Annotated in this window: 25 protein-coding genes and 3 tRNA genes; 16 read left to right on the top strand and 12 right to left on the bottom strand. The window is 65.2% G+C overall.

Features of this window, described 5'->3' with window-relative positions:
• Positions 1–85 precede the first annotated feature (85 nt).
• Positions 86–691 (top strand): LysE family translocator, encoded by a 606-nt coding sequence (locus K3551_RS09805; RefSeq protein WP_259912859.1) that lies wholly within the window; start codon positions 86–88, stop codon positions 689–691.
• Here the strand turns inward: K3551_RS09805 and K3551_RS09800 are convergent.
• Entirely contained in the window at positions 688–1,560 is an 873-nt protein-coding gene (locus tag K3551_RS09800; protein WP_259912858.1) for a LysR family transcriptional regulator, read from the bottom strand. The genes K3551_RS09805 and K3551_RS09800 overlap by 4 nt on opposite strands.
• A gap of 96 nt (positions 1,561–1,656) precedes the next feature.
• On the opposite strand from K3551_RS09800, the gene K3551_RS09795 reads away from it, so the two are divergent.
• Entirely contained in the window at positions 1,657–2,706 is a 1,050-nt protein-coding gene (locus K3551_RS09795; protein ID WP_259912856.1) for a sodium-dependent bicarbonate transport family permease, read from the top strand.
• 521 nt (positions 2,707–3,227) lie between these two features.
• A complete protein-coding gene (locus tag K3551_RS09790) occupies positions 3,228–4,982 on the top strand; it encodes an acetolactate synthase 3 large subunit (RefSeq protein WP_259912854.1) in 1,755 nt (584 codons plus the stop codon).
• Positions 4,983–5,209: 227 nt separating this feature from the next.
• On the opposite strand, the gene K3551_RS09785 is transcribed toward K3551_RS09790, so the two are convergent.
• A complete protein-coding gene (locus K3551_RS09785) occupies positions 5,210–5,590 on the bottom strand; it encodes a hypothetical protein (protein ID WP_259912852.1) in 381 nt (126 codons plus the stop codon).
• Positions 5,591–5,868: 278 nt separating this feature from the next.
• Between K3551_RS09785 and ilvN the strand changes: the two genes are divergently transcribed.
• Positions 5,869–6,435 carry an acetolactate synthase small subunit gene (ilvN, locus tag K3551_RS09780; RefSeq protein WP_259912850.1) on the top strand — a complete coding sequence of 189 codons (567 nt, stop codon included), beginning with the start codon at positions 5,869–5,871 and terminating at the stop codon, positions 6,433–6,435.
• 172 nt (positions 6,436–6,607) lie between these two features.
• Here ilvN and coaD read toward each other — a convergent pair whose 3' ends face one another.
• Both coaD and K3551_RS09770 read right to left on the bottom strand, forming a co-directional pair.
• Positions 6,608–7,102, bottom strand: a complete 495-nt coding sequence (gene coaD / locus K3551_RS09775) for a pantetheine-phosphate adenylyltransferase (RefSeq protein WP_259912849.1) — start codon at positions 7,100–7,102, stop codon at positions 6,608–6,610.
• Positions 7,103–7,285: 183 nt separating this feature from the next.
• Positions 7,286–7,723: a CBS domain-containing protein gene (locus tag K3551_RS09770; RefSeq protein ID WP_259912848.1), complete on the bottom strand. Its 438-nt coding sequence runs from the start codon at positions 7,721–7,723 to the stop codon at positions 7,286–7,288.
• 98 nt (positions 7,724–7,821) lie between these two features.
• Between K3551_RS09770 and K3551_RS09765 the strand changes: the two genes are divergently transcribed.
• Positions 7,822–8,967 carry an amidohydrolase gene (locus K3551_RS09765; RefSeq protein ID WP_259912846.1) on the top strand — a complete coding sequence of 382 codons (1,146 nt, stop codon included), beginning with the start codon at positions 7,822–7,824 and terminating at the stop codon, positions 8,965–8,967.
• 51 nt (positions 8,968–9,018) lie between these two features.
• On the opposite strand, the gene K3551_RS09760 is transcribed toward K3551_RS09765, so the two are convergent.
• Complete coding sequence (locus tag K3551_RS09760) at positions 9,019–9,906, bottom strand: LysR family transcriptional regulator (RefSeq protein ID WP_259912844.1); 888 nt, start codon at positions 9,904–9,906, stop codon at positions 9,019–9,021.
• Positions 9,907–10,089: 183 nt separating this feature from the next.
• Between K3551_RS09760 and K3551_RS09755 the strand changes: the two genes are divergently transcribed.
• The 5 genes from K3551_RS09755 to mmsB all read left to right on the top strand — a co-directional run bounded on the left by K3551_RS09755 (position 10,090) and on the right by mmsB (position 16,074).
• Entirely contained in the window at positions 10,090–11,586 is a 1,497-nt protein-coding gene (locus K3551_RS09755) for a CoA-acylating methylmalonate-semialdehyde dehydrogenase (protein ID WP_259912842.1), read from the top strand.
• A 652-nt stretch (positions 11,587–12,238) separates the two neighbouring features.
• On the top strand, positions 12,239–12,823 hold the full coding sequence (locus tag K3551_RS09750; RefSeq protein WP_259912841.1) for a L,D-transpeptidase: 585 nt from the start codon (positions 12,239–12,241) through the stop codon (positions 12,821–12,823).
• Positions 12,824–12,997: 174 nt separating this feature from the next.
• Positions 12,998–14,137 (top strand): acyl-CoA dehydrogenase family protein, encoded by a 1,140-nt coding sequence (locus tag K3551_RS09745; RefSeq protein ID WP_259912840.1) that lies wholly within the window; start codon positions 12,998–13,000, stop codon positions 14,135–14,137.
• A gap of 30 nt (positions 14,138–14,167) precedes the next feature.
• Positions 14,168–15,208, top strand: a complete 1,041-nt coding sequence (locus K3551_RS09740) for an enoyl-CoA hydratase/isomerase family protein (RefSeq protein WP_259912839.1) — start codon at positions 14,168–14,170, stop codon at positions 15,206–15,208.
• Positions 15,109–16,074 carry a 3-hydroxyisobutyrate dehydrogenase gene (gene mmsB / locus K3551_RS09735; protein WP_259919546.1) on the top strand — a complete coding sequence of 322 codons (966 nt, stop codon included), beginning with the start codon at positions 15,109–15,111 and terminating at the stop codon, positions 16,072–16,074. Before K3551_RS09740 ends, mmsB begins: the two co-directional genes overlap by 100 nt.
• Before the next feature lie 167 nt (positions 16,075–16,241).
• Here the strand turns inward: mmsB and K3551_RS09730 are convergent.
• The 4 genes from K3551_RS09730 to K3551_RS09715 all read right to left on the bottom strand — a co-directional run bounded on the left by K3551_RS09730 (position 16,242) and on the right by K3551_RS09715 (position 18,362).
• A tRNA-Asp gene (locus K3551_RS09730) sits at positions 16,242–16,318 on the bottom strand.
• Between the two features lie 99 nt (positions 16,319–16,417).
• Complete coding sequence (locus K3551_RS09725; RefSeq protein WP_259912838.1) at positions 16,418–17,218, bottom strand: trans-aconitate 2-methyltransferase; 801 nt, start codon at positions 17,216–17,218, stop codon at positions 16,418–16,420.
• A gap of 113 nt (positions 17,219–17,331) precedes the next feature.
• A tRNA-Asp gene (locus K3551_RS09720) sits at positions 17,332–17,408 on the bottom strand.
• 36 nt (positions 17,409–17,444) lie between these two features.
• On the bottom strand, positions 17,445–18,362 hold the full coding sequence (locus tag K3551_RS09715; RefSeq protein ID WP_259912837.1) for a LysR family transcriptional regulator: 918 nt from the start codon (positions 18,360–18,362) through the stop codon (positions 17,445–17,447).
• A gap of 86 nt (positions 18,363–18,448) precedes the next feature.
• Here K3551_RS09715 and K3551_RS09710 point away from each other — a divergent pair, with 86 nt between their 5' ends.
• On the top strand, positions 18,449–19,108 hold the full coding sequence (locus K3551_RS09710) for a class I SAM-dependent methyltransferase (protein ID WP_259912836.1): 660 nt from the start codon (positions 18,449–18,451) through the stop codon (positions 19,106–19,108).
• Here the strand turns inward: K3551_RS09710 and K3551_RS09705 are convergent.
• Positions 19,105–20,043 (bottom strand): pirin family protein, encoded by a 939-nt coding sequence (locus K3551_RS09705; protein WP_259912834.1) that lies wholly within the window; start codon positions 20,041–20,043, stop codon positions 19,105–19,107. The two genes, K3551_RS09710 and K3551_RS09705, sit on opposite strands and share 4 nt — an antisense overlap.
• Positions 20,044–20,189: 146 nt before the next feature.
• Between K3551_RS09705 and K3551_RS09700 the strand changes: the two genes are divergently transcribed.
• Complete coding sequence (locus K3551_RS09700) at positions 20,190–20,933, top strand: SDR family NAD(P)-dependent oxidoreductase (protein WP_259912833.1); 744 nt, start codon at positions 20,190–20,192, stop codon at positions 20,931–20,933.
• 48 nt (positions 20,934–20,981) lie between these two features.
• Here the strand turns inward: K3551_RS09700 and K3551_RS09695 are convergent.
• Positions 20,982–21,066: transfer RNA gene (locus K3551_RS09695), tRNA-Leu, on the bottom strand.
• Between the two features lie 136 nt (positions 21,067–21,202).
• Between K3551_RS09695 and K3551_RS09690 the strand changes: the two genes are divergently transcribed.
• Positions 21,203–21,721 carry a Hint domain-containing protein gene (locus tag K3551_RS09690; protein WP_259912832.1) on the top strand — a complete coding sequence of 173 codons (519 nt, stop codon included), beginning with the start codon at positions 21,203–21,205 and terminating at the stop codon, positions 21,719–21,721.
• 118 nt (positions 21,722–21,839) lie between these two features.
• Entirely contained in the window at positions 21,840–22,388 is a 549-nt protein-coding gene (locus tag K3551_RS09685) for a Hint domain-containing protein (protein ID WP_259912831.1), read from the top strand.
• A gap of 137 nt (positions 22,389–22,525) precedes the next feature.
• Here the strand turns inward: K3551_RS09685 and K3551_RS09680 are convergent, their stop codons facing one another.
• Positions 22,526–24,073 carry an NAD(P)H-hydrate dehydratase gene (locus tag K3551_RS09680; RefSeq protein WP_311199719.1) on the bottom strand — a complete coding sequence of 516 codons (1,548 nt, stop codon included), beginning with the start codon at positions 24,071–24,073 and terminating at the stop codon, positions 22,526–22,528.
• 173 nt (positions 24,074–24,246) lie between these two features.
• On the opposite strand from K3551_RS09680, the gene K3551_RS09675 reads away from it, so the two are divergent.
• Together K3551_RS09675 and glnA are read left to right on the top strand one after the other, a co-directional pair.
• The gene (locus K3551_RS09675) at positions 24,247–24,585 is read left to right on the top strand and encodes a P-II family nitrogen regulator (protein WP_259912830.1); all 339 of its coding nucleotides are present in this window, start codon (positions 24,247–24,249) and stop codon (positions 24,583–24,585) included.
• 72 nt (positions 24,586–24,657) lie between these two features.
• A complete protein-coding gene (gene glnA / locus K3551_RS09670) occupies positions 24,658–26,064 on the top strand; it encodes a type I glutamate--ammonia ligase (RefSeq protein ID WP_259912829.1) in 1,407 nt (468 codons plus the stop codon).
• The last annotated feature ends 57 nt before the right edge of the window (positions 26,065–26,121 follow it).

Here is a 26,121-nt window from a genome sequence, read left to right as displayed (position 1 = left end):
GCATGGGGCGCGAGGCTTGGCAAGACGGGTGCGCGCACCTAGCCTGACCGCGCTAAAGGCAGTCAAACCCAAGGTCGATGCTACGATGACGTTCGAAATCTGGGCCACATATGCGATTGCCTACACTCTGCTTTGCCTCGTTCCAGGGCCAAGCGTCTTCATGGTGCTGAGTCAGGCCTTGTCACGGGGGATGCCCGCCGCCCTATGCTGCATCTTAGGTGACATGGCGGGCGGGCTGGTTGTTATTGCGGTAGCACAATTGGGTCTGGGGTTTGTTCTGGCGCAATCTGCGTTGGCCTTCGCGATGCTCAAATGGGCCGGTGTGGTCTATCTGGTCTGGCTCGGACTCGCCCAGATCCGAGCGGCGCGGGCACCCGAGCCTGACGAGCTGCGCGCGCACGCGGGGGACAGCATGCGCGCAGGGTTCCTGACTGGCGTGCTGAACCCCAAGGCAATCCTGTTCTATGGGGCGTTTTTGGCGCAGTTCATCGACCCGTCGGCTCCGGTCGGGCCGCAGCTGGCGCTGCTGATGGCGACCTCGACCGGGATCGTGGGGGGAGTGCTGGGCGTATACGCCCTGGCAGCGGCCCGTGCCCGGCGGCTCTTGCACAGCGCAGCGGCGCGCAGGCGCATGGCCTACGCCAGCGGCGGATTCCTCATTGGGGGCGGTGCCCTGCTCGCGACGCGTTAACCGCTGGCCTGTGCGGCCAGCAGGTCCGCCAATGCCGGATGCGGGAAGCGGCGGCGGATCGTGACGGCATAGAACCGGGTGCGAATCGGCAGATCAAAGGGCGCGGAGGCGAGGCGACCCGACGCGATCTCATCGGCCAGAACCACCGCAGGGGCCACGGCCAGGCCCACGCCTTCGCGCGCCAACAGGCGCACCATGGCCATGTCGTCCACATCGGCCACCACGCGGGGCACCACGTCCAGCCGCTGTGCCAGCGCCTGCAGCCCGGCCCGGATCGCGCCGTCGGTCGGCAAGATCAGCGGCTCACTGGCCAGGGTATCGCGCAGGCTGCTGTGGCTCAGACGGGCCGGTGCCCCATGCAGGCCCACCGCCTGTTCGGCGACGCGCTGCGCGGCCAGATCGTCCGCCTCGGCCCCCTGTGGGACATCCGTCGTCAGCACCACGTCCAGCGTCAGCGCCCGGAGAGCGTCCAGCAGAACGCTCATGTTCCCGCTCTTCAATTCGATGTCGCAGGCCCCATCGACCAGAAGAGGCCGAAGGAACTGCATCTGGAAGTTGCGCGACAGGGTCGACAGCGCCCCGACCCGCAGCGGCTGCGCCGTCGATTCGCCGCGCAAGGAGGCCAGCAACTCTTCGCCCGCGCCAAAGATCCGGTCGGCATGGTCCAGCGCGATGCGCCCCGCTTCCGTCAGGACCAGTCTTCGGCCAACGCGATCAAAGAGAGGATGGCCCAGCCGTTCCTCCAACTGTTTGACCTGAATGGACAAGGCGGATTGGGACACGTTCATACGGTCCGCTGCGCGGCCCAGGTGCCCCTCGCGCGCGACTTCGTGGAAGTAGCGTAGGTGATGATAATTCAGCGGTCCCATTCGTTCACCTATATAGAACACTTATGATCATAAGTTATATTTTTATTCATAATATCCCGCAGCTACATCCCCCCTCAGCAACAAGGGGTCCGCACCATGGATATCGTCTTTGGCATTTTCGCCACCGTTCTGGACCAGGTCCAGAAACCGACACTCGCCTTTCTGATCGGGGGGATGCTGCTGGCTGCGATGGGCAGCAAGCTGGAGGTGCCCGATCCGGTCTACAAGTTCGTCGTCATGCTGCTCTTGCTCAAGGTTGGGCTGGGGGCCGGGATTTCCGTGCGCGAGGCGAATCTGGCGGAACTGGCCGTGCCGGCGGTGCTGGCGGCGGTCGTGGGCGTGGGCATCGTTCTGTTGGGTGCGGGCACGCTGGCGCGGTGGCGGGGCGTTTCGCGGGTCGACGGGTTGGCGACAGCGGGGTTGTTCGGAGCGGTTTCCGCCTCGACGCTGGCGGCTGGCATGGCGGTGCTGGACGACGAAGGCGTGGCCTATGAGGGGTTCATCGGCGCGCTTTACCCGTTCATGGATATCGCAGCGCTGGTCACGGCCATCGTTCTGGCCAAGGTCAGCGTGGCCCGGCGGGCGGCGGCCTCTGGCGGCGGCACCCTGACGCTGGGCGGCGCCCCCCCTCGGGTCGAGGGGCTGGGCGGCGGTCTGCTGTCCGGCATCCTGTCGGACACGTTCAAAAGCCCCGCCATCTCGGCCCTGCTGATCGGCCTGGCCATCGGCATCTTCGCCGAGCCCGACTCGGTCTACAAAAGCTTCTACGAGCCGCTGTTCCGGGGTCTGCTGTCGATCCTGATGCTGATCATGGGGATGGAGGCCTGGTCCCGGCTGTCCGAGTTGCGCAAGGTCGCCCATGCCTATCTGGCCTATGGTCTGCTGGCCCCGCTGGCGCACGGCGCGCTGGGCTTTGGCGCGGGCCTGCTGGCGCACCACCTGACCGGCTTTTCCGAAGGGGGCGTCGTGTTGCTGGCGGTGATGGCGGCCTCGTCCTCGGACATCTCGGGCCCTCCGACGATGCGCGGTGCCCTGCCCGAAGCGAACCCCTCGGCCTATGTCGGTACATCGACCGGCCTGGGCACCCCGGTTGCGATCCTGTCGATCCCGCTGTGGATGGCGCTGGCCGGTCTGGCGATCGGCTGAGACACCGGCGACCGCCGTTAGACAGGGCGGCGGTCGCATGTCCCAGCGCGCGTCAGAGGGATAAACGCATATCCAGCAAGTCGAGCACGACCATGGCACAGGCCCATACCGAGGCCTGGAATCCGGCGCGACCGAGGCGATCGCCGCCCATTACACCGAAGACAGCAGCATCATCAGCAACCAAGGCGAACCATGGGACGGCCGCGCCCAAGTGGCCGAGTTGGCCAGCCATGCCGAGGACGATGCCCGGCAGATCGGGCCCACCTGACCCCGCCTCACGCAACAAACGACAAGAAAAATACCAACGACCGCAATTTTCTCCAACAACCCCGGTTGACCCCCGGTGCTGCATCGGTATGGATACCGTCAGGACAAGGAACCACGAATGAACACGCTTCTCGTAATTGTCGGAACAGGGTGCATGGGCTGATTTGATCAGCGACCATAATGGTAACCATGCGCCCCCGGAGACACCCTCTCCGGGGGTTTTTCGTCAGAGGCGGGATAAAAGGAATGGAACGATGAGCAAACAGATGACCGGCGCACAGATGGTCGTGAAAGCCCTGAAGGATCAGGGCGTCGACACCGTGTTCGGCTATCCCGGCGGCGCCGTCCTGCCGATCTATGACGAGATCTTTCAGCAGAACGACATCCGCCACTTCCTCGTCCGCCACGAACAGGCCGCCGTACACGCCGCCGAGGGCTATGCCCGGTCGACCGGCAAGCCGGGCGTGGCGCTGGTCACCTCGGGGCCCGGTGCGACGAATGCCGTCACCGGCCTGACCGACGCGCTGATGGATTCGATCCCGATCGTGGTTCTGACCGGTCAGGTGCCGACCTTCATGATCGGCTCGGACGCGTTCCAGGAGGCGGATACCGTCGGCATCACCCGCCCTTGCACCAAGCACAACTGGCTGGTCAAGGAAACGGACGACCTGCCCAAGGTTCTGCACGAGGCGTTTCATGTCGCCACCTCCGGCCGCCCCGGCCCGGTGCTGATCGACATTCCCAAGGATATCCAGTTCGCCTCGGGCAACTATACCGGTCCCAAACAGGCCAAGACCTCGCACTACCAGCCCAAGCTGAAGGGCGACGCCGAGGCCATCGCGCAGCTGGTCGATCTGATCGAAACAGCCGAGCGGCCCGTGTTCTACACCGGCGGCGGTGTCATCAACTCCGGCCCGGCAGCCAGCCAGCTGCTGCGCGAACTGGTCGAGGCGACAGGCTTTCCGATCACCTCGACCCTGATGGGTCTGGGGGCCTATCCGGCGTCCGGCGACAAGTGGCTGGGCATGCTGGGGATGCACGGCCTCTATGAGGCGAACATGGCGATGCATGGCTGCGATCTGATGATCAACGTCGGGGCCCGTTTTGACGACCGCATCACCGGCACCCTGCCGCATTTCTCGCCCAAGTCGCAGAAGGTCCATATCGACATCGACCCCTCGTCCATCAACAAGGTGGTCAAGGCCGACGTGCCGATCCTGGGCGACGTGGGTCACGTTCTGGAGGACGCGCTGCGCGTCTGGAAAGCACGGGGCCGCAAGGTCAACACGGCTGGCCTGCAAAAGTGGTGGGCCCAGATCGAACAGTGGCGCACGGTCGATTGCCTGTCCTTCAAGCAGGAAGGCAAGATCATCCGCCCGCAATACGCTCTGTCCCGGCTGGAGGCGCTGACCAAGGATCACGACCGCTACATCACCACCGAGGTCGGTCAGCACCAGATGTGGGCCGCGCAATACCTGGGGTTCGAGGCTCCGAACCGCTGGATGACGTCCGGCGGCCTGGGCACCATGGGCTATGGCCAACCTGCGGCCATGGGCGTGCAGGTCGCGCACCCCGACAGCCTGGTCATCAACGTGGCGGGCGAGGCATCCTGGCTGATGAACATGCAGGAAATGGGCACGATGGTGCAATACCACCTGCCGGTGAAGCAGTTCATCCTGAACAACGAACGCCTCGGCATGGTGCGTCAGTGGCAGGAGTTGCTGCACGGGGAGCGCTATTCGTCGAGCTGGTCCGAGGCCCTGCCCGATTTCGTCAAACTGGCCGAGGCGTTCGGTGCCAAGGGCATCATGTGTTCCGATCCCGACGATCTGGACGACGCCATCATGGAGATGTTGAACCACGACGGCCCGGTGATCTTCGACTGCCTGGTCGCCAAGCATGAAAACTGCTTCCCCATGATCCCCTCGGGCAAGGCCCACAACGAAATGTTGCTGGGAGACGCGGAAACCCAAGGGGTCATCGACGCCAAGGGGTCGGTGCTGGTGTGACCCAGACCTCGCCAGAGGTGGCGCAGGCCATGTGCCTGCGCCCACCCGGCCCGCCCGCCACCGCCCTTGCCAAGGAAAAGGCGGTTCGCAATCCGGACCCGGGTATGATGCGCGGTGGCCAACATCCCATGTCTTGCGACCTTGGACCGATCGCCGGTTCCATGCCCCCGCGACTGCGGACGAGGACCGGGCCCATGCGCCCTGACGGCCCCCGCCCGGGCGCGAACCTACTGCGCCAGCAACCCGCCTGCGGCCAGATCCGCGTCCAGTGCGCCGATCTCGGTCGCGTCGATGGTGGCGGACCCGTCGGTGTCGTAGCGGTTGAACAGAACCGCCCCGAACTCAGCGGAATCGACGCCGCCGTCGCCGTTGAGGTCCATGTTGACGTGGTCCCCTATTTCGGCCAGCGGGTCCCACTCGGCTTCGCCCAAAAGGCCGCTGCCATCGGCGTCGAAGCCGCCGTGGACGCCCAGGCCGTCGACGCCCATGCGGAACTCGACCGGGGACAGCGCACCGTCGCCATCGGTGTCCCAGGTGGCATGGCCCATGGCCAATGCGGCGCCTGCGCCCAGAACGGCCCACAGGGTCGCGGTCATGATCTTGGTCATTTCTCGATCTCCTCTTCTCGGACGACGCGTGCTGCGCCGCCTCGGCACAATCACTGGGTCCTGCCCGCCCCCACGCGCCAGCGCACCGTCCGGGACGCGTCAAACCTGGCCAGCCTCCGCCCCGGATCGGCAGCCAGTCGCCCGCGGGCTGGCGGGAATTCCGCCGAGCATAGGGCCACCGGCCAATCGATGCCGACCAAAGGCCGCGCCCGGCAATCCGCCGCTTTCCATTCCCATCCGGTCGCGCCACAAGACCGCCAGCAACCGAAAGGTCCGACATGTCCCCGCTGAAACTCAAAAAGGGCTCTACCAGCCATTCTGCCTACAACCTCCGCCCGACCTTCTCGGACGTGCAGGAACGTCACACGCTGGCCGTTCTCGTCGATAACGAAGCGGGGGTCCTTGCGCGTGTCATCGGGCTGTTCTCGGGGCGCGGCTACAACATCGAAAGCCTGACCGTGGCCGAGGTCGACCACGCCGGGCACCTGTCGCGGATCACGGTCGTCACCACCGGCACGCCCCAGGTGATCGAACAGATCAAGGCGCAGCTGGGCCGCATCGTGCCAGTCCACGATGTCCATGACCTCACGGTCGAGGGCAATCCGGTCGAACGGGAACTGGCGCTGTTCAAGGTTCAGGGCGCGGGCGAGCACCGGATCGAGGCGCTGCGGCTGGCCGAGATCTTCCGCGCCAACGTCGTGGATTCGACGCTCGACAGCTTTGTCTTCGAAATCACGGGTGACGTGGGCAAGATCGACGCCTTCGCTGACCTGATGCGCCCGATTGGCCTGGTTGAGATGGCCCGCACCGGTGTCGCCGCCCTGTCGCGCGGCGCGACCAGCTAGATCGCATTCCGGCGCGCAGTGGTCGCTGCCGCCGGTCTTCTTCTCGGCAAAAATACCTCCGGGGGGATGCCAAAGGCATCGGGGGCAGCGCCCCCTCCACATGCGCCAAACGCGCGTTCGGCTGCGGTCGGTGTCAAATCCTTATCTAAGGATTTGAGCCCCCGCCGCGGGCCTACCGCGCAAATCGCTCCGACAGGGCCTGATTTACCGCGGGCGTCACAAAGGCGGAAACATCGCCGCCCAGGCGCGCGATTTCCTTGACCAGCTTGGACGCAATCGCCTGATGCTGGGCCTCGGCCATCAGAAAGACCGTTTCGATCTGGTCGTCAAGCACGCGGTTCATGCCCACCATCTGATACTCGTATTCGAAGTCCGCCACCGCGCGCAGGCCGCGCACGATCATCTGGGCACCGACCTCGCGGGCGCAATTGATCAGCAGGTTCTCGAACGGATGGGCGACGATTTCGGTCCCGGTGCGGTCCGACCAATAGGCGGCTTCTGCCTCGACCATGGCCACGCGTTCTTCCAGGGTGAACATCGGCCCCTTGTCGCGATTGATCGCCACGCCGATCACCAGCCGGTCGACCAAGGTGCAGGCCCGCTTGATGATATCGATGTGACCCTTGGTGATCGGGTCAAACGTCCCGGGATAGAGGGCTGTGCGCATGGGACGTCTCCCGCAAGATTGTTGCGCAAGGGGTGACACGCCCGGGCCGCCGGATCAAGTCACCTGCGTGACGCGCAGATATCACGGGGGGGCACGGGTCGCGGTCAGGTCCTCCTGCGAGGCTGACACGCTCCCCCTCTTGTCGGGTCCGTAGACAGAGCGGACAGCGACTGCCCCCGTCGCTCAGGTGTGGCCGCCGATCATGGCTTCCAGCGCATCCTTTTCCATCGAGACCTCGGACAGCCGTGCCTTGACCACATCCCCCAGCGAAATCAGGCCGACCAGCAGCCCGTCCTCCTCCACCGGCATGTGGCGGAACCGGCCATCGGTCATCCGTGCCAGCACGCCGTCGGACCGTTCGCCGGGCGCACATGTCTGAAGGTTCCTGGTCATCAGGTCGCCGACCGTCCGCTTCAGAACCTCGCCGCCGGATTTGCCCAGTTCCCGGACGATATCGCGCTCCGACAGAATGCCCTGGGCGCGGCGGCCATCCCCGCTGACGACCAACGCCCCGATCCGGCGCGCCGACAATTCGGCGACGGCATCTGCGATGGTCGCCGTCGGGTCGATGGTCAGCACGCCCTTGGTGGCTTTCTGCGCCAGGATTTGCGTCACAAACATGGTGTCCTCCTCGATGTCTCCCACGTCCAGCGTCGGCCTGCCTTGGCGTCAAGTCAAGCGCGCGTGACATTCCCGAACCCCGGCGGCACAACAGAGGAATGGACCGATTGACCAATTCCGACCTTTCCGACCTGATTGCCCTGCGTCGCGACCTTCACCGCCGTCCCGAGATTTCTGGCGAGGAGCGGGAGACCGCCGCCTGCATCGCCGGGGCCCTGCGCGCCCTGCCCGTCGACCGCGTGATCACGGGCCTGGGCGGTCACGGCGTCGCCGGCGTGATCGAGGGCGCGGCCCCCGGCCCCACGGTTCTGCTGCGCTGCGAACTCGACGCGCTGCCGATCCATGAAACGGGCACCCCCGACTGGCAAAGCGAGATCCCCGGCAAGGGGCACCTCTGCGGTCACGACGGGCATATGGTCACGGTGTTGGGCGTCGGGCGGATTCTCTGCCGGACGCGCCCGGCCCGCGGTCGGGTCGTCTTGATGTTCCAACCGGCAGAGGAAGACGGGACCGGTGCCATCGCGGTCTGCGAGGATTCTGGTTTTGCGCCGCTCGCCCCGGACTGGGCCTTTGCGCTGCACAACGAACCCGATGTTCCACGCGGCGTGGCCCATGTACCCGACGGTCTGGCCAGCCCGCCTTCGGTCGGGCTGCGTCTTGCCTTCACCGGAACCGAAGCCCATGCCTGCGCGCCGGAAACCGGCACCTCGCCCGGTGATGCCATGGCGGCGCTGATGACCGCCCTGCCCGCATTGTCGGGCGGCACCTTCCCACAGGACGGCTACCGGCTGGTCACCCTGACCCACGCCGTCCTTGGTGCCCCCGCGTTTGGCATCGCGCCTGGCCGAGGCGAGGTCTGGATCACCTGTCGCACCACCTCTGACGCCAGCCTCGCCGAGCTGGAGGCTATGATCCGCGACCAAGCCGCCCGTGCGGCCGAAGCCGCCGGCCTGACGTTGGAGGTCACCGAACACGACCGGTTCCTTGCAGGGATCAACACACCCGAAGCAGCGGCGCTTTTGCGCGCAGCCGCCAGCGAGGCAGGGCTGGACGCCGTTCCGGGCGTGCCGCTGCGCGCCTCGGAGGATTTCGGTCGCTTTGGCCACGACTGCCCATCGGCGATGCTGCTGCTGGGGGCCGGACCGGGTCCGGCGCTGCACAATCCAGACTTCGATTTCGACGATGATCTGATCGCGCCGGGGGCGGCGTTGCTGGTTGGGGCGGTCAGACGGGTGACGGGCTGATCCCTCGCCCCGATCAAGGCCCCACTGGCAGGCATCTGCCAGCAGGAAACTCTAGCCTGCCAGCCGCTCCAAGCGGGTGACCTCTGCGCGGACCCCGTCGGTCAGCAGATCCGCCGTACGCGACAGCAGCGGCCCACCCGCATCCGAATGCCGAACCAGGTGAAAGGCGCGGGTCAGGCCCACATCCTGCGGCAAAACACGCCGCAGCCTGGCATCGGTCGGCAACATGAAATCATGCACCACACCGACGCCCGCACCCGCGCGGATCAGGCCCAGTTGAACCGCCGCCGAATTGGACGCAAGGCCGGGGGCCGAAACGCCGACCTCGCCCAGATAGTCCAGATCGGCGTCGAAAATCATGTCGGGGATATAGCCTACAATCGCATGGGCCCGCAGGTCGGCCACTGTCGCCAGTGGCGGAGCGTTCGACAGATAGCTGTCGTGGGCCGCCAGGCTTAGCCGATAGCTGCAGATCCGCCGCACCCGCAGCCGCCCGGATTTGGGCGCGGACACCGTGACCGCCAGATCCGCCTCTCGGCGGCCCAGATCAAAAACCCGTGGCAGGGCGACAAGGTCCAGCTCCAGGGCGGGGTGGGCCCGTTTCAATGCGGTCAGGACCTGCGGCAGGACGTGGTTCGCGACACCGTCCGGTGCGCCGATCCGCACCCGCCCGCGCAACGCCTGCCCCCCGGCCAGCGCCGCCCCACCGGCGCGGGCCTGATCCTCCATCGCCTCGGCATGGGGCAGCAGACGGTGCCCCGCTTCGGTCAGCGCATAGCCGCGTTGGGATTTCAGAAACAGGGCGGCACCCGCCCCGGATTCAAGCCGCGCCATCCGACGGCTCAGCGTGGCGGGGTCCAGCCGCAACGCCTTGGCCGCCTCGGCCAACGACCCGCCGCGTGCCACGCCCAGAAACAGCCGCAGGTCATCCCAATCCATCGCTTCCCCCCTGCGAGACGTCGCCAACGCACCGAGTGCGAATCTCTGATGTCAAACCCGATGGCGTGCATCGCCGCCAGACAGAAGTCTGTCTTGCAAAAATGCAAGATTACCGTGAAGGTATATCTCTGTTCGCGCAAGGCCCCTGCGGCTAGGATGCCCCCAAATCATCGGGAGGGTTCCATGCAACAGATCGGACATTGGCTTGACGGCGCAGAGGTCGCGGGCGGCGAGCGAAAGGCAGAGGTTTTCAACCCCGCCACCGGCGAAGTGCAGGCGCAACTGGCCCTCGCCTCCAAGGCGGAACTGGACCGCGCGGTCGAGATCGCCGCCGCGGCACAGCCCAAGTGGGAGGCGACAAACCCCCAGCGCCGTGCCCGCGTTCTGATGAAATTCGTGGATCTGCTGAACCGCGACATGGACAAGCTGGCCGAGGCGTTGTCGCGCGAACATGGCAAGACCTTTGTGGATGCCAAGGGCGACGTGCAGCGCGGGCTGGAAGTTGTCGAGTTCTGCATCGGTGCCCCCCATCACCTGAAAGGGGACTTCACCGACAGCGCGGGCCCGGGCATCGACATGTATTCCATGCGCCAGGCCCTGGGCGTCACGGCGGGCATCACGCCCTTCAACTTCCCGGCCATGATCCCGATGTGGATGTTCGCGCCCGCCATCGCCTGCGGCAACGCCTTTATCCTGAAGCCATCAGAGCGGGACCCGAGCGTTCCGATGATGCTGGCGGCCCTGATGGAAGAGGCGGGCCTGCCCAAAGGCATCCTGCAGGTGGTCAACGGCGACAAGGAAGCGGTCGATGCGATCCTGGACAACCCGGTTATCCAATCCGTTGGTTTCGTCGGGTCCACGCCCATCGCGGCCTACATCTATGAACGGGCCTCGGCCAACGGCAAGCGGGCCCAATGTTTCGGCGGTGCCAAGAACCACATGATCATCATGCCCGACGCGGACATGGATCAGGCGGCCGATGCGCTGGTCGGCGCCGGCTATGGCGCGGCTGGCGAACGCTGCATGGCGATTTCCGTGGCGGTCCCCGTGGGCGAAGACACCGCAGACCGTCTGATCGAAAAGCTCGCCCCGCGGGTCGAGGCGCTCAAGGTTGGCCCCTATACCTCTGGCGACGACGTGGACTTTGGCCCCGTTGTCACCGAGGCCGCCAAGGCAAACATCCTGCGTCTGATCCAATCCGGCAAGGACGCCGGTGCCAAGGCAGTCGTGGACGGCAGCGACATGAAGGTTCAGGGCTATGAAAACGGCTTCTTCGTCGGCCCCGTCCTGTTCGACAACGTCACCAAGGACATGGAGATCTACCAAAAGGAGATCTTCGGCCCGGTCCTGTCCTGCGTGCGCGCCCAGACTTACGAAGAGGCCCTGGGCCTGGCCATGGATCACGAATACGGCAATGGCACCGCGATCTTTACCCGCGACGGCGACGCGGCGCGCGATTTTGCCAAGCGTGTGAATGTGGGCATGGTGGGCGTCAACGTGCCGATCCCGGTGCCGCTGGCCTATCACACCTTTGGCGGCTGGAAGAAATCCATGTTCGGGGATTTGAACCAGCACGGGCCCGACAGCTTCAAGTTCTACACCCGCACCAAGACGGTCACGGCTCGCTGGCCGTCGGGGATCAAGGAAGGTGGCGAATTTTCCATCCCGGTGATGGAATAGACGACCCCGGATCGGCCCTGCGGGGCCGGTTGCGGTCGGGTGTCATGTCTGGAATTGGATCGGGTGCCTTGGCACCCCGGCAAGCGTCCCTTCGGGGGCGCTTCGATCGTTTCGCAGGGAACTGGCCCAGCGAGGAAAGCGTCAGTCGCGGGCCGTCAGGAAGGTCTCGCACAGGACGGTGACGGTAATTACGGTGGAGATGATGATGCCGGTAACCATGGTGTCTTCCTTCGTCATTTTCGTTGCCCCATTCCGGTCACAATCTCGACCGGCCCATGCCTTACTCTAGCCCCCGACAGGCCGGAAAGATGCCATGTCGCGGCCTGAAATGGCCGGAATTCAGGCCGAAAGCGGTCAGACTGTTGCGCCCCCAGGAACGGTCCTCTGACACCCCTTGCATTGTCGCAACCCGGGCCGTTTCGGACGCTCTGAACCGGAACCGGAGCGTCACGATTCCGCCCGGCTTGCCCGAATCGTGCCGCATTTTGGCCATGCCATTGTCGCGGGTGGGCAAGAACGGCGAAAAAACCGGCAAGTCTTCGCCGAAAGGCCGCGGGTTTACGTCGGTCGCCGACGAACATGTGAACTTTGCCCCTCTTTCGAGCGTTTGGTCGCTTTGATAGATACCGGTCATCCGAGAAGGAGTGATCTCATGGGTAGTTCGACACGCCGATCTCTGCTGCTGGGGGCCGCCGCGACCCTCGCCACACCCAGCCTGCTGCGCGCGCAGCAGGCGGATTATTCGCCGCGCGCCGTGCCGGATCCGGTCGAGACGCGCCGCAACCTGTCCAGTTTCGAACGGATCGACTGGCGCGAGCATTTCGAGTCGCTGGGGGTCGCAACGATCATCTGCGACACGACAAGCCGTGCGCTGCATTTCTGGAACGGGACGGGCACCGATTACCGGCTCTACCCGACGTCCGTTCCGATGACCGATGAATTGACCCGCCGTGGCTACACGGAGATCGTGCGCAAACGCGTCGGCCCCACCTGGACGCCGACTCAGGCCATGCGCGAACGCGATCCGACCTTGCCGGACTTCATGGAGGCCGGGCCAGGCAATCCCCTGGGCACGCATGCCATGTATCTCAGCTGGCCAGCCTATCTGATCCATGGAACCCACGACACGCGCAAGATCGGCCGCCGGTCGTCGTCTGGCTGCATCGGGCTCTATAACGAAAAGATTGCCGAGCTGTTTGCGATCACGCCCGTTGGGACCCAGGTCCGCGTGATCTGATTCAGGTCGCCGGGGGCTAGGCTGCCCCCGGTGCCATTCAAAATTTTGAAAAATTTTGATCAAATCCTTCGAAGGATTTGACCTCAGCAAAGCTGACCTTCGCGCTTGCCAAACAGGCGTATCTGGCGCAGTAATTGAACAGACGTTCGATTAATGACCGGAGGAGGGTCAAAGATGGACTTCGCGCTTTCCGAGGAATCGCAGGCGATCTTCGACATGTCCCGCGATTTCGGTCAGGCCGAGATCGCCCCCCATGCGCAAACCTGGGAAGCGGACGGCACCATCCCCCGCGACCTGTGGCCACGTATCGCAGACCTGGGCTTTGGCGGTCTCTACGTCTCGGAGGACTCGGGCGGGGCCGGCCTCAGCCGCCTTGACGCTACGCTGGTGTTCGAAGCCCTGTCGATGGCCTGCCCTTCTGTTGCGGCGTTCCTGTCGATTCACAACATGTGCGCCAAGATGATCGACATGTTCGGCTCCGATGCATTGAAGGCCCAGATCCTGCCCGACGCCCTGACCATGAAAACCGTCCTGGCCTATTGTCTGACCGAACCCGGCAGCGGGTCCGACGCGGCGGCGCTGAAAACCCGCGCCGTGCAGACGAACGACGCTTGGCGTCTGACCGGGACCAAGGCCTTCATCTCGGGCGGCGGCTATGCCGATGCCTATATCGTCATGTCCCGCACCGGAGAGGACGGCCCGCGCGGCGTCTCTGCCATCGTCGTGCCCGACGGCGCGGACGGCCTGTCCTTTGGCGGCCTGGAACAGAAGATGGGCTGGAAATCGCAGCCCACCCGCCAGGTCCAACTGGACGATTGCGCGGTTCCCTTGGGCAACCTGCTGGGCGAGGAAGGTCAGGGTTTCCGCTATGCGATGAAGGGCCTCGACGGGGGCCGTCTCAACATCGCTGCCTGTTCCCTGGGGGCTGCGCAGCAAGCGCTGGACATGACGCTGGGCTACATGGCCGAACGAAAGGCCTTCGGCAAATCCATCGACCAGTTCCAGGCGCTGCAGTTCCGCCTTGCCGATATGGAGATCGAGCTGCAGGCCGCCCGCGTTTTCCTGCGCCAGGCCGCGTGGAAACTGGACCAGGGCGCGCCGGATGCAACCAAGCATTGCGCCATGGCCAAGAAATTCGTGACCGAAGCCGGCAGCCGTATTGTCGATCAATGTCTGCAACTACACGGCGGCTACGGGTATCTGGCGGACTATGGCATCGAAAAACTGGTCCGCGACCTGCGCGTGCACCAGATCCTGGAAGGCACGAACGAGATCATGCGCTTGATCGTCGCGCGCGACATGCTGGCCGCGTGATCCGCGCCAGGCCGCTTCGGAGACCCTGATATGACCGACGTCCAGATCCGCACCGAGGGCCGCGCAGGGCGCATCACCCTGAACCGGCCCGAAGTGCTCAATGCGCTGTCCTGGGACATGTGCCTGGCGATCGAGGTTGCGGTGGATGCCTGGGCCACGGATCCCGCCATCGACCTGATCCTGCTCGACGCTGCGCCGGGCCGCGCCTTTTGCGCAGGGGGCGACATTCTGGACATGCACAAGGCGGGCACCGAGGGGCGCTACGACTACGGGCAAAGGTTCTGGCGCGACGAATACCGACTGAACGCAAAGCTCTTCCGTTTTCCGAAGCCAGTGGTGTCGTTCCTGCATGGTTTCACGATGGGCGGTGGTGTCGGCCTTGGCTGTCATGCCAGCCACCGGATCGTGGATGACAGCAGCCGGATTGCCATGCCCGAATGCGCCATCGGACTGGTTCCCGACGTGGGTGGCAGCCTGATCCTGGCGCGCGCGCCCGGTCGGTTGGGCGAGTATCTGGGCACGACCGGCGCCCGCATGGGCCCCGGAGACGCGATCCACGCAGGGTTTGCCGATCTCTATCTTCCCGACGGCTGGGACAAGCTGAAGGCTGCGCTTTGCGCCTCTGGCGACGCCACCCTGGCCGATGCCGCGGGCCAGCCGCCGCCAAAGGCCCCCCTTGCAGACCAGCAGGACGAAATCGACGCGCTGTTCTCAGGCGAACGTCTGGCGGACATCGTAGCCGCCCTTGCGGCATCCACCACGCCGTTCGCCGCCGACGCGCGCGCCGCCCTTGCGCGCAATGCGCCGCTGCCGATGGCCTGCACGGTAGAGATACTGCACAGGTTGGGCGACGACCCGAGCATCGACCAGGCGCTGCTGATGGAATACCGTTTCACGCACCGCGCCCTTGAACAGGGCGATTTCGTCGAGGGCATCCGCGCCCAGGTCGTCGACAAGGACCGCAATCCGCGCTGGCGACATGGCGCCCCCGGCGATGTGCCCGCCGTCGACGTCGCCAACATGCTCGCCCCCTTGCCCAAAGGCACACCCCTACCGGAGGTCACCCCATGAACATCGCCTTTATCGGCCTGGGCAACATGGGCGCGCCCATGGCCCGCAACCTGGCCCGCGCGGGCCATACCGTCGCTGGCTATGACAAGATGGCCCCCGCCCCCGAGGGCGTCACCGCCGCCGCCTCTGCGACCGAGGCCGTTGCCGGGGCCGAGGTCGTCATCACCATGCTGCCCAACGGCGCGATCCTGCGCACCGTCGCAGATGAGGTGATCCCGGCCATGGCCAAGGGCGCGGTTCTGCTCGATTGTTCCACGGTGGATGTCGACAGCGCCCGCGCGGTTGCGGATCAGGCGCTAGCCGCCGGGCTTGGGGCCCTAGACGCGCCTGTCTCTGGCGGGATCGGTGGTGCGGACGCGGGCACGCTGACCTTTATGGTCGGCGGCAGTGACAGCGCCCTTGCCACGGCTGCACCGCTTCTGGACATCATGGGCGGCAAGACCGTCCACTGCGGCCCGTCAGGCAATGGCCAGGCGGCCAAGATCTGCAACAACATGATTTTGGGCGCGACCATGGCCGTCACCTGCGAGGCCTTTGCCCTTGCCGACAAACTGGGCCTCGATCGCCAGGCGATGTATGATGTCGCTTCGATGTCATCGGGGCAAAGCTGGTCGCTGACCAGTTACTGCCCGGCACCGGGCGTCGGCCCGACGTCGCCGTCTGACAACGCCTACAAACCGGGGTTTGCCGCAGAACTGATGCTCAAGGATCTGGACCTGGCGCTTCAAGCGGCGCAGATCGCCGACAGCCCGACGCCCCTTGGGACCGAGGCTCTGGCCCAGTATCGCGCCTTCGTCGAGGCCGGTGGCAAGGGCAGGGATTTCTCGGCCTTGCTGCCGCACTTCGCCTCGAAATCGCGCGACTGACACCAGATAGCGCGGCCGCGCGGCCGCCACGCTCCTGACACCTCTACCGTTGCGGGCAACCTGCCCGCAAACGGCACCCATGCGCATGCATGTCGCATCGGCGACGGCCCCGTGCGGGGCCAGAGCCGAGGCGAGGTCGGCAGGAAAATCCTGCAAAAAGAATGAAATGGCGCGGTTGACGGGGCTCGAACCCGCGACCCCCGGCGTGACAGGCCGGTACTCTAACCAACTGAGCTACAACCGCGCGTGAGGGGCGGGATAGCCGGGGGTTGCGGGGGGGTCAATGGCCTTCTGCCCCCTTGGAGCACAGAAAATGCCCCGACCGCACATTGCCCCCCGAACGTCAGCCAAAGGTGCCCCGCGCGCTGTCCTCCCGCGCGCGTTTCAGACGCCGGGGCGACGGCTTCAACCCGGCGCGTAGCTGCGCGTCCGTGGTCAGCGGCTCCATCGGCAAGGGATTCTTCGACAACAGGATGGTGCGTGCGCCATCCGTGCCGTCGAAGCGGTAGACGTGCAGCGAGTCCCAGGCGAAATGCCCCCCCGCGTGCAGGTTGCCGATATCCTCGACAAAGTTGTGGCACTGCTGGTTCTCCATCAGCAGGACATAGCGTTCGGCCAGGGCCACCATGTTGGACAGGGCCACGAAATGACTGACAGCCGTATGGATATGCATCAGCACCGTCTGGCTGTAGACGAGATCGGACTGGACCCAGTTTCGCGAGAACGGCATCGTCAGATCGCGCTGGACGAGGCGATCGGCCAAGGTCGGGTGTCGCTTCCGCGCCAGCGCCAGTTGTCCGTCCGACCGGTCCGAACCGCTAAAGGCTATGTCGGGGTAGAGCAGTTGACCGTTGGCCAGATGATCGCCGCCGCCACATCCAACCTCGTGCACGGACCGGGGCCGCAGCCTGCCGATGACCTCCAGAATCGCCTGTTGGTTCGGGTGGATCGGTCGGCTGTTGGAGGTGACGGACCCGGTCGCCGGATCGAACGTCAGATCACCGGGGGCCGCCGCAGCCAGGTTTTCACGCTCGACAACGGACACAAGGCGCCGCTCATAGCTGTCCTCGGTGTAACTGTCCCAGTCGAAATCATCGTCATAAAACTTGCGTGACTTGTACAGGAACCGGCCCAATATCGACATTCTGCCCTCCTCAGAGACGCGCCAAGATGGGCGGAGGCGGCAGGCCAAAGTCAACAGCTTTGATCCGGTCATACCAAGGCGACCAGAAGCATCGATATCGTAAGGGGGGAAAGTGGCGCGGTTGACGGGGCTCGAACCCGCGACCCCCGGCGTGACAGGCCGGTACTCTAACCAACTGAGCTACAACCGCGCGTGAGGGGGTCTCTAGAAGGCCGTGCAACCGGCGTCAAGCGCCTGTGATGGAATTCTTGAACAACGGCGGCAGCGCCTCTGTCAGGTAGTCGAACACGGCCCGGACGCGCGCGCTGGTCCGCAATTCTTTCGCGGCGCACAGCCAGATGGGAAAGGGATAGATCGGCGGGTCGGGCAGAACCGGGACCAGCAAGGGGTCGGCCATGCCGACAGCAATGGGGCCGAACCCGATACCAAGCCCCGCGCGGGTGAAATGCCAATGCACCATATGGCTTTCCCCGGTCGACAGCATGAAATTACGATCCGTCAGCCGAAACCCCACACTGCTCAGCGCGCGGCTGATCTCCGTGTTGTCGCCAAGGCTCAGGAATTGCGCATCGGCAAAATCCTCGGGTCCGTTCAGCGACCCCAGGGACGCCAGATAGTCGGGCGTGGCGAACAAGGTCGCGCCGTCCTGGCCCAGCTTGCGACCGATCAGATCCGGGTCCTGGGGTTCGGCGTTCCGAATGGCGATGTCCGCCTCTCTGCGGCGCAGGTCGGACAGGCTGTTGGTGACCAGAATGTCGACCTTCAGGTCCGGGTGCCGCTGGCGCAGACCGGCGGCGATGGCGGGCATTATCAGACCGGCATAAAGTTCCGACACGGAAATGCGGATCATCCCCTCGATCGTCTGCGCCTGCCCGCTTGCCGTCAACGAAACCCGTTCCGCCGCCTGCCCCATCAGGCGCACCTGTTCGATCAGCTCGGTCCCCGCCTGCGTCAGTTCAAGGGCGTTGCCGATCCGGTCGAACAGCGCCACGCCCAGTTCTGCCTCCAACGCGGCGACTTGACGCCCGACGGTTGGCTGGGTCTGGCGCAGGGCGCGGGCTGCTGCCGACAAGGACCCCTGTTCGACGGTCACCAGAAAGGCGCGAACATGGTTCCAGTCGAAATCGAGGGCATTCCAGGTCATGCACGGATGCATAGCTGCCCCGGAAATTTCCGCAATACCCATACGCAGAACCGCCAGATAATCTGCCCTCAACACAGGAGACAAAGATGACACAGGACGCCTTGATGACACAGGACACCGCCTTTTGGACCCGGATCGCGCGCCGCTATGCCGCGCGCCCCATCGCAGACATTCCCGCCTACGAGGAAACCTTGCTGCGCACCGCCCACTATCTGCGCGACACCGACCGCGTGCTGGAATTGGGCTGCGGCACGGGGACCACGGCGTTGAAGCTGCGCGACAAGGTGGCGCGCTATACCGGGACCGACTTTTCCGAGGGGATGATCGAGGTTGCGCGCGAAAAGGCCTGGGAAGACAGCCCGCGAAACCTGGATTTCCAGGTCGCGGCACCGGGCGACGATGTGCTGGCTGGGCGGCGGTTCGACGTGGTTCTGGGGTTCAACCTGTTCCACCTGATCGCCGACCCACAGGCGGCCTTGGCCCATGTGGCGCGCGGCCTGGAACCGGGGGGTGTCTTCATTTCCAAGACGCCTTGCCTGGGTGGACAGGGGGCCAAGACGCTGATGTATCGCACGGTGGTCGGGGCCATGCGCCTGCTGGGCAAGGCACCCGCGGTCACCTTCCTGTCGACCGAACAATGGGTCGGAATGGTTCGGGCCGCAGGCTTCGAGATCGTGGAGCGCGGCACCTACCCCAGCGGATCGACCAGCCGGTTTCTGGTCGCGCGCAAGGCCACCTTGTCCTAGCGCGGCGGCAGCGGGATGTGTTCCGCGTCGTCGCCCGGCGGCAGTTGGAACCGCCCGTGGCGCCAGTCGCCCGCGCGCCAGGCCTCCTTCGCGGCCTCGATCTTGTCCTTGGACGAGGCCACGAAGTTCCACCAGATATGGCGTGGTCCGCCCATGGTATCGCCGCCCAGCAACATCAGCCGCGCGCCCCGCTCCCCGGCGCGGAGCGAGATCGGATCGCCGGGCCGGAAGACCATCATCTGCCCCGTCTCGAAGTCCTGGCCCGCGACGGTCACGGATCCGTCCAAAACGTAGACGCCCCGATCCTCGTGATCGTCCGGTAGCGGGATCGCGGCACCGGGATCAAGGATCGCATCGGCATAGAACATGCGGCTGGCGGTCTCGACCGGTGCCTTTTCGCCCCAGCCGTCGCCCAGCACCAGGCGCAGCTGCTTGCCCTCGGCCTGCAGGACGGGCAAGGCCGCCTTCGGTGCATGGCTGAAATCGGCTGGATCATCCTCCCGATCCTCGGGCAAGGCGACCCATGTCTGAATGCCGAACAGCGACTTGTCTTGCTGACGATAGTCGCCATCCATCCGTTCCGAATGGGTAATACCATGGCCCGCGACCATCCAGTTGACCGCGCCGGGTTCGATCCACTGGTCGGTCCCCAGACTGTCGCGGTGGTGGATCTTGCCCTTGAGCAGGTAGGTCACCGTGGCCAGGCCGATATGCGGGTGCGGGCGCACGTCGATGCCCTGCCCCGTCAGAAACTCCGCCGGGCCCATTTGATCGAAAAAGATGAAGGGGCCGACCATCTGCCGTTTCGGCGCCGGCAAGGCACGGCGCACCTCGAACCCGCCCAGATCGCGGGCGCGGGGTACGATGACCGTTTCGATGGCGTCGATGTCGTTGCCCATGGGGACCTGCGGGTCCAGAACCGGGTTCCAGCTCATGTCGTCCTCCTGTGTTACTCCGAACGTATATGACGCATCACACCACAACAATACGCACCAGCGCACCGATCACCTGCGGAAGCGGTAAGGGATTGCATCCCGGCGGCGAAGCCTGAACCCTGCGTAAAACACGAGGGACTGAACACATGGTAAAGACAGCAGTTGTGACCGGCGCGGCGCGCGGCATCGGATTGGCCACGACGAAACTGTTCCTGGACGCGGGGCTGCACGTCGTCATGGTCGACAACGACGGGGCTGAATTGGCAGTCGTGGCAGAATCGCTGGAAAACGTGACCCCGCACGATTGCGACGTCTCCGATCCCGCCTCGGTCGCACGGCTGGCGGCGGATGTGGCCGAGTTGGAGATCGTGGCCCTTGTCAATAATGCCGGCCTCGCGGATTTCGGCCCCATCGAAGAGACCACGTATGAAAGATGGCGCGCGGTCATGGCGACCAATCTCGACGGCGTCTTTCTGATGACGCAGGCTTTTACCCCCGCGTTGAAGGCCGCCAAAGGCGCCGTGGTAAACATCGCCTCGATCAGCGCCCTGCGCGCCTCCACCCTGCGTGTGGCTTATGGCACATCCAAGGCCGGGGTCGCCCACCTGACGCAGCAACAGGCGGTGGAGCTGGGCGAACACGGCATCCGCGTGAACTGCGTCTGCCCCGGCCCGGTGCGCACCAAACTGGCGATGGCGGTCCACACGCAGGACATCATCGACGCCTACCACGACGCGATTCCGTTGAACCGCTATGGCCAGGAAAGCGAGATCGCCGAAGCAATCGTCTGGCTGTGCTCGGACAAGGCCAGCTTCGTGACCGGTCAGCGGCTGTCCGTCGACGGCGGGTTCGAGGCCACGGGAATCGGCTTGGCCGCGCTGCGGTCCTAGAGGGACTGCCCCGACGGGCGGCGGCCCCTGACTTGTGGGACGCTGTTTTGGTGCGGGTGAAGGGACTCGAACCCCCACGCCTCGCGGCGCCAGAACCTAAATCTGGTGCGTCTACCAATTCCGCCACACCCGCATCGGCGGCCTGATAGCATCCTCTTTGATGCTCGGAAAGGGCCGCGAAGACTCCCCAAGCGTGCCCAAGCTCCGCCGCAATTCAAGTCGATCCTGAACCCGTCCGCCTGATGAAATTAAAGAACGGGATCACTGCCATGACCGTCCAGCTCCGCATGAATGCCGATCAACTTCGCGCCACCTCCTGCCTGAGGGTCGATGTCATTTCCGACATGCCCCGCACGGGTGGTCTGGCACGTGGAACGAAGGTGGAAACGGATGCAGGACCGGTCGCGGTCCAGGATTTGCGCCCCGGCGACATGATACAGACGCACGAGCGGGGCTTTTGCCTGCTCCTGTCGGTCAGTCGACGACACGCACCCGTTTGCCGCATCCGGACCGACAGTCTGGGCCTGGCGCGGCCCGCGCGCGACATCCTTGTCGCCAGCGATCAGCACATCGTGCTGAGCGATTGGCGGGCCGAGGCCCTGTTCGACATGGGCGCGGCACTGGTCCCGACCGCCCGACTGGCGGATGGCCACCAGATCGCGACGCTCTCGGAAGCCGAAGTCTATCAACTGGACCTCGGCTCCGCCTTGACGATCCAGGCCAACGGGTTGGACCTGCCCGTCGGGCGCAGCGAAACGGGCGTGGTCGACGCCATCCCGGACGCCTGACCCCCGCCTTCAGAGAGTCCCAGTTTTTTCGCGGCAGTTAACCGCACAGCAACACCGGCATGCGACACCGTCGCAAGCAGGACTGCTCAGGTGTGCCATGATGCAAGGAAAACGGCAGATGCCACAGAAAGCGACCCATAGCGCGCGCCCCCATGGGCGTCGCTCCTCTCGGGCCCTGCCCGCGGGCATCGGTGTGCCGATCGTGGCAAACCACAGTGTACGGCATGCCCTGCCGGCCGGCAGCCTGGTGTTGACCACGCGGGGGGAACGGCTGGTCGAGGGCCTGCGCCCTGGCGACGAGGTCATTACCCGCGACCATGGCAAGGCCACCGTGCGCGAAATTGTCGTCGCATCGACCACCACGCGCGACCGCATGGTCCACATCACCCAAGGCTGTCTTGGCAACCATAGGCCTGATCGCGATCTCCGCCTGCCGCCGGATCAGCCCGTCGTCCTGCGGGATTGGCGCGCGCTGACGCTTTTCGGTGCGAAAGAGGCGCGGGTTGCCGTCGGACGCCTGATTGATGGTCAACTGATCCGCATGGGCGACTCGGCAGAAGCCACGGTCTATTCCATCGTGCTCGACTGGCCTGCGGCGCTGTTCGTGGACGGGCTTGAGATCGTCTCCGGCTCGGTCGGCGCAATCGAGGCCTTGCGATCGGCATGATGCGCCTGCCCCTGGCTTGATCCAGGGGCCGTGCCGGCACAGGCATTGGCGGCCGACGGGGATTTCGCCCACAGGGCCCGGGGCACCCGGTTGAGCGCGCCGACCTGGGCCTGACCTATTCCCGCCCCACGCCCTCCCTAGGTCACGTTTCCATCCGACAGATCGCGCAAGACCGCGGGGATCGCACCCGGCAGATCTTCTGCGATCAGGCCCGGTCCAAAGTTGCGCGCCGCTGCGGCATGCAGCCAGGCCGCTGTACGGGCCGCGTCGATGCCGTCGACGCCCATGGCCAGCAGACCCGTAATCAGCCCTGCCAGAACATCTCCGGATCCGGCTGTCGCGAGCCAGGGTGCGGCATCGGGCCCGACGGCCGCGTGTAGATGCGCGGCCCCGTCCGGTCCTGCAATCACCGTGTCGCGCCCCTTCAGCAGCACCGTGCAGCCTGCCCGCCTGGCGGCCTGCTGTACTGCCTCGATCCGGGAAAATGCCGGGCCGGCAACGGCCGGGTCCTGCAAATCGGCGGCGAGGTCGGGAAACAGGCGGGCGAACTCTCCACCGTGCGGGGTCAGCAGACAGCCGGCGTGCAGGCCGTCGAAGAGAGAGGGCCGCGCGGCAATCATCGTCAACGCATCCGCATCCAGCACAAGCGGACGGCCCGATTGCAGGGTTGCCTCAAGCAACCCTTCGGCCCGCGCGCCCAGCCCGAGGCCGGGCCCCAAGCAGATCGCCGAGAGACGCGCATCGGTCAGCAGGTCCGTCAAGGCGGCCCCGTCATCGCACCGCCGCAGCATCACTGCGGTCAGCTGTGCCGCGCATTCCATCAGCGCGCTGCCAGGTGCGCCCAGCGTGACCAGCCCCGCGCCCACACGCAGGGCTGCCTGTGCGCTGAGCCGTGCGGCACCGGTGCGCCCGACTCCGCCCGACAGGACAAGGGCGTGGCCATGGCCGAACTTATGGTCCCCACCCTGCCCGCGCCGCAGCAACCGATCCAACAGCGCCCCGTCCGGCGCACGGACCCGCTGCACGATCGCGGCGTCCGATAGGTCCCGCACACCGATATCGGCCACGACCAGCACGCCGCAAAGGTCCGGCCCCTCGGCCAACAGATGCCCCAGCTTTGGCGCATGGAACGTCACCGTCAGATCCGCCGGTGGCGGGCGATGACCGGTCAGCCCAGCGGACAGCCAGCGCCCGGAATCGGCGCACAGACCGCTGGGGATGTCCACCGCCGCCCGATGCTGCGCGCCTTCGGCCAAGGCAGTGGCCCAGATCCGGGCGAGTCCCTCGAGCGGTCGCGTCAATCCGATCCCGAACAGCGCATCGACATAGAGGTCACAGCCTGCAACGGGCACCTCAGTTTCCTGTGTCAGCGTGAGGATCGGCACCGGACAGGCCGCGCGCGCCTGACCTGCGGCACCGGCTGCATCCCGCGTGTGCCCCAGGGCGAACACCTCGACAGACCAGCCCCGTTCCACCAACAGGCGCGCGACAACAAAGCCGTCGCCGCCGTTGTTGCCCGGCCCGCAAAGCACCCGCGCGCGCCCCGGTGCGGCCGCGAATGCGGGCCAGTGCCCCTCGATCGCCGCAATCGTCGCCTGCGCTGCACGGGCCATGGCCCGCGCGGCCGTGATGTGGCCCGACTCGAAGGACGCGGCCTCGACCGCGCGCATCTGGCCAGAGGACAACGGGCCCCTCGATCCCGATTCCCTATTTGCCCATTTTTTAAACACGTCGATCAAAGTTTAGTCACACCCCCGAATTTCCACAGCCCCCTTGCCTCGCGTCCAAGGCTAGCCGATTGTCCCTTCGGTCCAACCCATGTTGTGACCCCTTCGACGCCCCCTGGGAGGAACCCCGCATGAAGAAGATCGAGGCCATCATCAAGCCGTTCAAGCTGGATGAAGTCAAAGAGGCCCTGCAGGAAATTGGCATCCAGGGCCTGTCTGTCACCGAAGTCAAAGGCTTTGGACGGCAGAAAGGCCATACGGAGCTCTATCGTGGGGCCGAATATGTCGTGGACTTCCTGCCCAAGGTGAAAATCGAGGTCGTCCTGGCCGACGACATGGTCGAAGGGGCCATCGACGCCATCGTCGACGCCGCCAAGACCGACAAGATCGGTGACGGAAAGATCTTCGTCACGCCGGTCGAGCAAGCCATCCGTATCCGCACCGGAGAGAGTGGCGACGACGCCATCTGACCGGTCCAAAACCTACAACCTATCAAGACCCCGGATCGGCTCCGGGGTGGACTTCTAGAGAAGGGGAATCTCATGAGCACGGACGCAGTCCTCAAGCTGATCAAGGACGAGGAAATCGAGTACGTCGATATCCGCTTCACCGACCCGCGCGGCAAGTTGCAGCACGTCACGGTGATGAGCGATCAGGTCGACGCTGACTTCATCGAAGAAGGTTTCATGTTCGACGGCTCCTCCATCGCTGGTTGGAAGGGCATCGAAGCCTCCGACATGAAGCTGATGCTGGACACCGAGTCGGTCTACATCGACCCGTTCTATGCCGAAAAGACGCTCTGCGTGCATTGCTCGGTCGTGGAGCCGGACACCGGTGAATCTTATGCCCGCGACCCGCGCGGCACCGCCGAAAAGGCCGAAGCCTACCTGGTTTCGTCCGGCATCGGTGACGCGGCCTACATGGGCCCCGAAGCTGAATTCTTCCTGTTCGACGACGTTCGTTTCTCGAACACGATGAACAAGGTCGGCTATGAGGTCGACGCGGCCGATGCCGCCTGGAACACCGGCACCGAATACGAAATGGGCAACATGGGCCACCGGCCCGGCGTCAAGGGCGGCTACTTCCCGGTCAACCCGACCGACGCGGCACAGGACCTGCGGTCCGAGATGCTGTCGACGATGAAGCGCATCGGCATGAAGGTCGACAAGCACCACCACGAAGTGGCGTCCTGTCAGCACGAGCTGGGCCTGATCTTCGGAACGGTCACCAAGCAGGCCGACGAGCTGCAGAAGTACAAGTACATCGTGCACAACGTCGCCCACGCCTACGGCAAATCGGCCACCTTCATGCCCAAGCCCATCGCGGGCGACAACGGCACCGGCATGCACGTGAACATGTCGATCTGGAAAGACGGCAAGCCGCTGTTCGCAGGCGACCAGTACGCTGACCTGTCGATGGAAGCGCTGTATTTCATCGGTGGCATCCTGAAGCACGCGAAGGCCCTGAACGCCTTCACGAACCCGTCCACCAACTCCTACAAGCGTCTGATCCCCGGCTTCGAAGCCCCGGTTCTGCGGGCCTATTCCGCCAGCAACCGGTCCGGCTGCGTCCGCATCCCGTGGACCGAAAGCCCCAAGGCCAAGCGCGTCGAGGCCCGTTTCCCGGATCCGTCCGCGAACCCGTACCTGTGCTTCGCCGCGCTGCTGATGGCCGGCCTGGACGGCATCAAGAACAAGATCCACCCCGGCGAGCCGTCGGACAAGGATCTCTACGATCTGCCGCCCGAAGAGCTGGCCGAAATCCCGACCGTCTGCGCCTCCCTGCGGGAAGCTCTGGACGAGCTGGAGAAGGATCACGAGTTCCTGCTGGCCGGTGACGTCTTCACCCGCGACCAGATCGAGGGCTACATGGCCCTGAAATGGGACGAGGTTTACACCTACGAGCACACGCCCCACCCGGTCGAATATCAGATGTACTACAGCTGCTGATCACCGGCCTACGGGCACGGATCGGGGCGCCCTTCGGGGCGCCCTTTTTCGTTGGTC

This window comes from Jannaschia sp. M317, from assembly GCF_025141175.1.
GTDB lineage: Bacteria > Pseudomonadota > Alphaproteobacteria > Rhodobacterales > Rhodobacteraceae > Jannaschia.
Note: the sequence above shows the minus strand (reverse complement) of the source record. Positions and strands in the feature narration are given on the sequence as shown.